This window comes from Arhodomonas sp. AD133, from assembly GCF_051195215.1.
Lineage (GTDB): Bacteria > Pseudomonadota > Gammaproteobacteria > Nitrococcales > Nitrococcaceae > Arhodomonas.
On record NZ_JBNAZM010000023.1, the window covers coordinates 64,125 to 72,827 of the forward strand.

Annotated in this window: 6 protein-coding genes and 1 tRNA gene; 4 read left to right on the top strand and 3 right to left on the bottom strand. The window is 63.9% G+C overall.

Going from position 1 to position 8,703, the window contains the following annotated elements; all coding sequences use genetic code 11:
* The first annotated feature begins 208 nt into the window (after positions 1 to 208).
* Positions 209 to 282: transfer RNA gene (locus ACPEES_RS13740), tRNA-Gly, on the top strand.
* 108 nt (positions 283 to 390) lie between these two features.
* Here ACPEES_RS13740 and ACPEES_RS13745 read toward each other — a convergent pair.
* Entirely contained in the window at positions 391 to 1,776 is a 1,386-nt protein-coding gene (locus ACPEES_RS13745) for an MFS transporter (RefSeq protein WP_435104080.1), read from the bottom strand.
* A 281-nt stretch (positions 1,777 to 2,057) separates the two neighbouring features.
* Here ACPEES_RS13745 and ACPEES_RS13750 point away from each other — a divergent pair, with 281 nt between their 5' ends.
* Genes ACPEES_RS13750 through ACPEES_RS13760 form a run of 3 tightly spaced genes read left to right on the top strand, consistent with a single transcriptional unit; the run spans position 2,058 to position 6,615 of the window.
* Positions 2,058 to 4,007 carry a serine protein kinase gene (locus tag ACPEES_RS13750; RefSeq protein ID WP_435104081.1) on the top strand — a complete coding sequence of 650 codons (1,950 nt, stop codon included), beginning with the start codon at positions 2,058 to 2,060 and terminating at the stop codon, positions 4,005 to 4,007.
* Between the two features lie 30 nt (positions 4,008 to 4,037).
* Positions 4,038 to 5,213 (top strand): DUF444 family protein, encoded by a 1,176-nt coding sequence (locus ACPEES_RS13755; RefSeq protein ID WP_435104082.1) that lies wholly within the window; start codon positions 4,038 to 4,040, stop codon positions 5,211 to 5,213.
* Between the two features lies 1 nt (position 5,214).
* Positions 5,215 to 6,615 (top strand): SpoVR family protein, encoded by a 1,401-nt coding sequence (locus ACPEES_RS13760; protein WP_435104083.1) that lies wholly within the window; start codon positions 5,215 to 5,217, stop codon positions 6,613 to 6,615.
* A 57-nt stretch (positions 6,616 to 6,672) separates the two neighbouring features.
* Here the strand turns inward: ACPEES_RS13760 and ACPEES_RS13765 are convergent, their stop codons facing one another.
* Entirely contained in the window at positions 6,673 to 6,960 is a 288-nt protein-coding gene (locus ACPEES_RS13765; RefSeq protein WP_435104084.1) for a DUF6763 family protein, read from the bottom strand.
* A 538-nt stretch (positions 6,961 to 7,498) separates the two neighbouring features.
* Positions 7,499 to 8,533 carry an NADP(H)-dependent aldo-keto reductase gene (locus ACPEES_RS13770; RefSeq protein ID WP_435104085.1) on the bottom strand — a complete coding sequence of 345 codons (1,035 nt, stop codon included), beginning with the start codon at positions 8,531 to 8,533 and terminating at the stop codon, positions 7,499 to 7,501.
* Positions 8,534 to 8,703 lie beyond the last annotated feature (170 nt).

An 8,703-nucleotide genomic window follows, 5' to 3' on the forward strand; every position in this document is an offset into this window, starting at 1 on the left:
ACATACGCGGTCGACGAACGATACCTCCGTTGGCGGCGTGATTGTGCTGACGCTGGTGCGGTGGGTTCTGCTGGCTGTTTGCGCAGCCGATGTCCGACGCCGGGGCGGTGGCAATGCCAGCGCCACGCCCATGGTCGGAACTCCCTCTTGCGTTGCCGGGGCAAAACCGGCTACAAATACGCGGTGACTTAGGTCACCGCCTCCACAAGCGGCCGTAGTTCAACGGTAGAACCCGACCCTCCCAAGGTCGTGATGCCGGTTCGATTCCGGTCGGCCGCTCCAGTCTTTTCCTTTTGCCGTCATCGGTGGCGCGTTATCTTGCTTCGGCCACCCGATCTCGATGCCTTGCCGCGCCCGACCCATTCATGCACAGCCAGGGCGCGACGAACGCTAGCGGCTTCCGACTGCGGTGGCACTGGCGTCATCGGCGTTGGCCGCGGCGGCGTCGCAGATACCGCTGGGGTCCACGTTGGCGCCTGAGCGGGGCTCGAACGCTGGTTCCGGCATGGCGGAAGCCTCCGTGATCGAGAGGTGTTCGATCCAGTCGATCTGGCTGTCGTCGCTGCCGGCGCGGGGATCCATCTCGGTGATCATCGTGGTCGTACGGGCCATGCTGACGAACGGTGTCTGCTCGGCCTGAGGTACGCTTTCCCGGCGCGCGCTCAAGGTTGCTACGGCCATGATCGCGGCGGTGACGGCGACGGCGTCGAACAGGCCGCTGACGCCCACCCAGGCCATGACCTGTCCGAAGACGACGGGGCCGATAACCGCGCCGAGCCCCCAGAGAAAGAGCAACGCACCGGCCACGCCAAGAAAGTTGTCCGATTGAATGCGGTCGTTGATGTGGGCGACTGCGAGCGGGTATAGCGTGAACGTCAGGCCGCCGAAGCCGAGGCCGACACCGGCAAGAATCCACAGGCCCGCATCGGCGACGTAGAGCATGCCGCCGGCCACCGCCACCAGTGCCAGATTGATGGCAGCAATGAGCAGGCGGCGATCGAAGACGTCGGATAAGTGGCCGATGGGGTATTGCAGCAGCATGCCGCCGAGCACCATCGCGCCCATGAACGTCGCCACGCTGCTGACGCCCTGTTGTTCGACAATGAATACCGGGGCGAGTGCGAATGCGGCACCGTTGACGATGCCGGCCCCCAGGCAGACGAGCACGCCCAATGGTGATCCGCGAAATACCAGCGCGAGCGCCATGGGGGTGCGCGCCGGCGGTGTGGGATGAATGCTGCGGGTCAGCGTCACCGGTACTAGACACAGCGCCAGGAGAATGGCATTGATGGTGAAAAGCTCCGGTCCTTCCACCGGCCGCAGAGGCAGCATCAGTTGACCGAGCCCCAGGCCGAGGTAACTCATGGTCTGATACAGGGAGAATATTCGTCCCCGGGCGTGGCCGGCGCCGCGTTCGTTGAGCCAGCTTTCGATGACCATGTAGAGGCCGGCCAGGCAAAAGCCACTTACCACCCGCAGAGCGCCCCATACCCAGGGGTTGACCCACAACGAATGGATCAATGTGGCGGCGGTGACCACGGCGGCGAAGGCGGCGAATGCCCGCACATGGCCCGCGCGGCGAACCACGGTGCCCGCGCCGAACGCCCCGAGCACGAGTCCGGCGAAATAGGCGGAGAGCACCAGGCCGGTGACCCCCGGGTCGAATGCCTCGGCGCTCATGCGCACCGACAGCAAGGTGCCCAGCAGCCCGCTACCCGTCATGAGAATGGCAGTGGAGGCGAGCAGCGCGGAAATCGAGACGATCAGGGCAAGCATGGGGGTTGGTCAAGGGCCCGGCGTGGGCGCATCCGGCGCCCGCGGTGGAGGCAAATTACGCTTTTGTCGCCGGTGTGTGAAGCCGTCTCCGTCACCGAATATCGGGCCGACTCATGGTCCGGCAGTGTGCTACAAGTTCAAGTAGGAGTGGGGAAACGAAGAACAGAGCGGAAACCCACGCGCCGGTACGCGATCTAAGGGTGTGATGGCCCCCTCCTTGGGGCTCCCCGGGGGACCCTGTGGTCATGGGGGCTGACCGATTCCTGCACGGAGGTGATGGTATGGCGACCACCAATGGCGGCCAGCACGATCGGCACGAAAAGTTCCTGGATTCGCTCAATTCCTTCACACGCGAGCATCGGGCGAAACAGTGGGAGGGAACGTTCGGTGATTTCCTCCAGCAGGTCGTCGTGCAGCAGCCACAGCTGGTGACTCGCAGCAGCCACGAGTATATCTGGGACATGCTGCGCTGGATGCAGCGCAAAGAGGCCGAGGAGGCCGAGGACGAAGAATTCCGCCTCTTCTCTCATGAGCTCTTCGGCATGGACCAGCCGCTGCGCCGGATCATGGACTACTTCAAGGCGGCGAGCGCCGGTTCTGAAGTGGGGCGGCGTCTGCTGCTGTTGCTGGGACCTCCGTCAGGCGGCAAGTCCAGCCTGGTGATTCTGCTCAAACGCGGTCTCGAGGAATACAGTCATACGGATGAGGGCGCGATCTATGCACTCAAGGGGTCGCCGCTGCACGAAAACCCGTTGAATCTCGTGCCGTACACACTGCGCTCGGAGTTTCGCGAGACCTACGGCGTGGATATCCGCGGCGAGCTGTCGCCCTACTGCCGGTCGGTTCTCGAGCACGAGTACGACGGCGATTTCATGCAGTATCCGGTGGAGCGGGTGTTCCTCTCCGAGGCCAATCGTGTCGGTGTGGGCACGTACGCCCCGCACGATCCGACCACGGCGGATATCGCGGACCTGATTGGCTCGGTGGATCTCGCCAAGGTCTCCGAGTACGGCGATGAGGGCGATCCCCGTGCGTGGAGCTGGTCCGGCGCGGTGTACTCGGCGAGCCGTGGCCTGCTGGAGATGATCGAGATCCTCAAGGTCAAGCGTGAGTTCCTGTATCTGTTGCTCACGCTCACCCAGGAGAAGAACGTCAAGGTCTCGCGCTTCCCGCTGATCCACGTCGACGAGACCATCGTTGCCCATACGAACCTCGCGGAGTTCCGGAAGTTCCTCCAGGAGAAGGAGAACGAGGCGCTGCTCGATCGCATGGTCATCGTGCAGGTGCCCTATACCCTGAATTATCGGGACGAGGCGCGGATCTATCGCAAGCTCATCGCGCAGGCGCCGACATTCCGGGAGGTGCATCTCGATCCGCATGCGCTGGAAGTGGCCGCGGTATTCGCGGTGCTGTCGCGGTTGAAACCCTCCGAGCGCGAGGATCTCGACCTGTCCAAGAAGTTGCGTCTGTACGCCGGCGAGGCGGTGGAGGGCTACTCCCAGAGCGAGGTGGATCGTATCCATCAGGAGTTCGAGGACGAGGGCCTCTCCGGCGTGTCGCCACGGTTCGTGGTCAATGCGCTGTCCAATGCGATCTCGCGCAGTGAGGTGAAGAGCCTCACCAGCATGGAGGTGCTGGTCACGATCAAGGATGCCATCGAGAACGATGCTCGCATCGAGGCGAAGCAGAAACGCCAGTGGGTGGATTTCCTCGTTACCGCACGCAAGGATTTCTACAATCACTGGGTCAAGGAAGACGTCCACAAGGCGCTGTTCGTCTCCTTCGAGGAGGAGAGTCAGAACCTGCTGGACAAATATCTCGACGAGGTCGAGGCGATGCTCGACAATCGAGAAGTGACCGACCCGATCACTGGCGAGAGCCGGGCGCCGGACGAGCGTTTCCTGCGCGCGGTGGAGGAGAAGATCAACATCTCCGATGCCGGGAAGACGACCTTCCGTCAGGAGGTCGTGCGCAAGGCGATGATCGCCTACAAGAAGGGGGAGTCCTTCACCCTCGACTCCCACGCGCGCCTGAAGGAGGCTATGGAGAAGTACCTCTTCGAGGAGCGGCGCGACGTGCTTCGCCTGGTCACCTCCGTGGCCCGACCGGACGAAGAGGCGCGCGAGAAGATCGCGGCGGTGGAAGAGCGGCTCATCAGCGAATACGGGTATGACCGGCACAGTGCCAGGGAGGCGCTCAACTATGTGACCACGCTCCTGTCCCAGGAATAGGGGTGCTGGCTCCCCGATGAGGAGGCCGTCATGACGCTGATCGAAGGGCATACCGGAGACGGCTCGGGCCGATGGTACGATCTGTTTTCGCGCGGTACGCGCGACTGGTTACGGCATAACCGCAAAGTGCGCGAGGCCGTGCGCGAGCAGTTGCCGGATCTGGTGGCCGGTTCCGATATTCTCTCGCGACCGGACAACCGCACGGTGCAGGTGCCCGTGCGGTTCATGGAGCACTATCGTTTCCGCCTGCGCGATCCCAGCGAACAAAAGGGCGCCGGCCAGGGTAAGGCGGAACCCGGCGACGTGCTGCGTCCCGCCCAGCCCGGGCAGCCTGGCCGCGGTCAGGAGGGCGCCGGGGAAGGCGAGGGCGGCGTGACGTTCGTGCTGGAGTTCCGCATCGATGACATCCTCGACTGGCTGTGGGAGGAACTCGAGCTACCCAACCTCCAGCCGAAACAGGGTGACAACGTCGAATCCGACGAACTCATCCGCGAAGGCTGGGACCGCCGCGGGGCGCGTTCGCGGCTCGACCGGCGGCGAACCATGCGCGAGGCGATCAAGCGTCGCAGCGCTGTGGGTGAGGATGCCGCGCCCATCAGCAATGACGACTTGCGCTTCCGCCAGCTCGCCCGCCGGCGCAAACCGACCACCAACGCTGTCGTCTTCCTGTTGCTCGATGTCTCCTCGAGCATGGACGAGCATTGCCGCAAGCTCGCGAAGACCTTCTTCTTCTGGGCCCTTGCAGGGATCAGGCGGCAGTTTTCCGCGGTGGAGACCGTGTTCGTCGCCCACACGGTGGAGGCGTGGGAGTTCGAGGAAGAGCAGTTCTTCCAGGTTCACGGTCAGGGCGGCACCCGCAGCTCGTCCGGCCTCACGAAGGTGCAGACGGTCCTCGACGAACGTTACGACCCGTCGCGGTACAACTGTTATCTCTTCTATGCCACGGACGGGCACAACTTCAGCGAGGATCGCGGCCGCGCCGCGGATGTGCTCGCCCGGCTCGCCCCGGAGATGAACTTCATGGGCTACGCCGAGGTATCACACCAGAACCATCGGCGACTCGATACCGAAGTCGCAGGTATCTGGCGTGAACTGGCATCAATCGGGATACCTTGCGGCAGTTATTCGCTGACTCAGGAAACCGATATCTGGCCGGCGATCCGGGCGTTCTTCACTGATCAGGCGGACGTGGCGGAGGAGGCGTAACATGGCGACGCTGCCGCTGGAGGAAGCCATCCCGCGCATGGAGACGCTGGCGCGCGAGCTGGGGTTGCAGCACTACCCGGTCGATTTCGAGCTCGTGCCGCCGGCGTTCATGATGGAGGTGGCCGTCTACGGTCTGCCGGTGCGCATGCCCCACTGGTCGTTCGGCGTACGCTGGATCTATCAGATGGTGCAGCATCGCATGGGGCACTCGCGGATTTTCGAGGTGGTTTTCCCCGGCAATCCCAATCGTGCCTATCTGGTGGATACCAACAGCGTGGAAGAGAACACGCTGGTGGTGGCGCACGTACTTGGGCATGCCGATTTCTCGTGCAATAACCACACATTCGTCCGCAGTCAGGAGCAGGTCGGGTATCACATCGTCGGGCAGGCTGCCGCCCACGCTCATCGGATCGAGGAGGTGATCGAGGAGGTCGGTGAGAAACGCGTCGAGGAGGTGCTCGACGTGGCCCTGGCGCTCGAACCCCATATCGACACCGATCAGCCTCTGAACCGGCCTCGTTACGGGACGTCCCCATCGGCGAAACCCGAATCCGAGGCGACGCCGTCGGACCCTGATGCGTTCGGCGGCCGGTACGCGCATCTGCCGGGCGAAACGGCGGTGGAACCCGAACACGGCCGGCGGCCGACGGCGCTGCAGATCCCGCCGCGCCCGGAGGCCGATCTGCTGTGGTTCATCGCGCAGTATGCGCCGGATATGGAGGACTGGGAGCGCGATATCTTCCTCGCCGTGCGCAAGGAGGCGTATTACTTCCAGCCGGTGTTCAACTGCCAGATCATGAACGAGGGCTGGGCGAGCTACTGGCATTCCCGATTGCTTCGAGAGGCCGATTTCCTGCCGTCCCAGGCTTATGTGGATTGCATGAAGACACATTCCGACGTGGTGCGCCCCTACGGGAGCGATCGCCAGATCGCGTTGCAGGTCAACCCCTACCACCTGGGGTACGTGCTGTGGGAGCACCTCATCGAGTCCGAGGGCATGGATGTGGCGCGGGGCATCATGCGCGAGGAAGACGACTTCGGCTTCGTCCGCAACTACCTGACTGCCGAGCGCGCGCGTGAGCTCGATCTCTTTGTCTATTCAGCACGCCAGAACGGGGAAGTCCGGGTAACCGAGTCAAACCTGCCGGAGCTGCACGAAGCGATCCTCAGCCCCAAGTACAACTTCGGAGCGCCGCGGGTCGAGGTCGAGGAGATGGGGCGGGATGGCAGCCTGGTATTACGGCACAACCATGCCGATGACGGGCGCGGTCTCGACCTTGCCCGGGCACGCCACGTGCTCGATTACGTGGACCGCGTGTGGCGTCGCCCGGTTACGCTGGTGACGGTGGACGAGCGTGGCCAGGAGGTGCGCCTGCGTCCCACGGCTATCGACGACGACTGAACGACAAGCGCCCGCCGGCGCTCGAGGGCAGGCGCCGTTGCCCGGGTTGAGGGCCGGTCAGAGCTCGGGGTCGTCCAGCGGGTTCCCGGAAGGGGGAGGGGAGGTACGGTCCTCGAGGCCGTAATCCTCGCGCATCACGTCCATCGAACCGGACCAGTCTTCCGGGGGCTCGATGGGGTCCGCGCTAACTTCCAACCATGTCTCCAGGTCGAGTTCCTCGATGGCACCGTCGAAATACTGGATCTCTACGGACTCGTCTTCCGGGTCGTAGGCGACGACCTCGAAGGTGTCCCCGGTCGGGGTCATGTACCAGTCTCCGATTTCCGGTTGGTGACCGGCAGCCATCGCTGGAACCTCCCTACGCCGCTTGCGCTTCCTGATCCGTCTGCTTCACGTATAGGTAGGTCCCGCCATGGCTGCAACGGCCGTCTGACGGGCGGCGAGGGGAAAAGAGGCGATCGGAACGAACCACCTAGAACAACGGCCCACCGACGGCTGCAAAGTCTGGGTAACGCTTTGGCGAGCATTCCGAATGCAGACTCATCGGCCTTTGCGGCCGTGTTTCCGGGGGCTTGGTGGTTACTAATCTTCTCAGAAGTATTGTCATGCGTCAGCCGGTCTGTGCGCCGATGGGGCAAGGCGCGAGGCGCGCCGTGTAGCCGGGCTACATAAGCGGTGAGCAACGCAGATCCCATCGGCGCACAGACCGGCCCAAAGGGAGCGCCACAGCGACCCGGTGGCGGCGTTGTGCTCGCTTGACGTGACCCTGCCACGCCGGCGCGAACGCGTCTTGCCCCCGGGCCGCTGTGGTGCTCTGACGTATGACAATACTTCTGAGAAGATTAGTATCTCCGAAGCATCCGGCGACTGGGGCAGTGGTCCCCTAAGGGCAGGGGTTCGGACGCTCGCGGTGAATCGCCTCGATGCCTTCGGCGACTGCCTTGGGCAGCGTTGTCTCCACGCTGTCGATGTTACTGCGGAGCTGTTCCATCGTTGTCGCGCCGATGATGTTGCTGGTGACAAACGGCCGCGAGTTCACGTAAGCAAGGGCCATTTGTGCGGGGTCGAGCCCGTGGTCTCGCGCCAGCTCCACGTAACGGGCGGTGACCGATTCCGCCGGTTCACCCACGTAACGTCCGAACTGTGGGTAGAGGGTGAGCCGCGCGCCTTCCGGGCGGGCGCCGTCCTGGTACTTGCCGGTGAGCACGCCGAAGGCAAGCGGCGAGTAGGCGAGGAGGCCTACGCGTTCGCGATGGGCGATCTCGGCGAGCCCTACCTCGAAGGTCCGGTTGAGCAGGCTATAGGGGTTCTGCACCGTGACCACGCGTGCCAGGTCATAGCGCTCGGCGAGGCGGAGGAAGGACATCACGCCCCAGGGGGTTTCGTTGGAGAGACCGATGTAGCGGATCTTGCCCTCGGCGACCAATTCGGAGAGCGCGCGCAAGGTCTCCTCGAGCCGGGGGGACGTGTCGTCCTCGGGATATTCGTAGCCCAGGCGGCCGAAGAAGTTCGCCTGCCGTTCCGGCCAGTGGAGCTGGTAGAGGTCTACGTAGTCCGTATGCAGCCGTCTCAGGCTGCCTTCCAGCGCCTCGCGCAAGCCGGTGGTATCGAAACTCGCCCGTCCACCGCGGATGTGATCGGCCCCGGGGCCGACACACTTGGTGGCGATGATGACGTCCTCCCGGCGGGCACCCGCCGCGAACCAGCTGCCGATGTGGCGTTCGGTCAGCCCCCAGGTGTCGGCGTGGCTGGGCACGGGGTACATCTCCGCGGTGTCGAAGAAGTTGATGCCGCGCTCGCGGGCATAGTCCATCTGGGCATGGGCCTCTCGTTCAGTGTTCTGGTGGCCCCAGGTCATCGTGCCCAGACACAGGACGCTCACCTCCGTGTCGGTATGACCGAGTCGACGGTATTCCATGCTCTGTTCCTTGTTCGTCGCGGGCGCCGGGACGGCGGCGCCTGGTGGGTGGTTCGCCACGATATTGGGGTGTAGCGGCGTTTGTCCAACCGCAGCCTTGTCCAACGACACATGAGCCTGAGCGGGGGGCGTGATTCCACAGTGAGATGAGCCTGAGCTGAAGGCGGTCT

What these genes read in the sequence shown, in the direction of transcription:
- ACPEES_RS13770 (WP_435104085.1), bottom strand. Translation starts at nt 8,533, where the DNA reads ATGGAATACCGTCGACTCGGTCATACCGACACGGAGGTGAGCGTCCTG.
- ACPEES_RS13745 (WP_435104080.1), bottom strand. Translation starts at nt 1,776, where the DNA reads ATGCTTGCCCTGATCGTCTCGATTTCCGCGCTGCTCGCCTCCACTGCC.
- ACPEES_RS13765 (WP_435104084.1), bottom strand. Translation starts at nt 6,960, where the DNA reads ATGGCTGCCGGTCACCAACCGGAAATCGGAGACTGGTACATGACCCCG.
- ACPEES_RS13760 (WP_435104083.1), top strand. Translation starts at nt 5,215, where the DNA reads ATGGCGACGCTGCCGCTGGAGGAAGCCATCCCGCGCATGGAGACGCTG.
- ACPEES_RS13750 (WP_435104081.1), top strand. Translation starts at nt 2,058, where the DNA reads ATGGCGACCACCAATGGCGGCCAGCACGATCGGCACGAAAAGTTCCTG.
- ACPEES_RS13755 (WP_435104082.1), top strand. Translation starts at nt 4,038, where the DNA reads ATGACGCTGATCGAAGGGCATACCGGAGACGGCTCGGGCCGATGGTAC.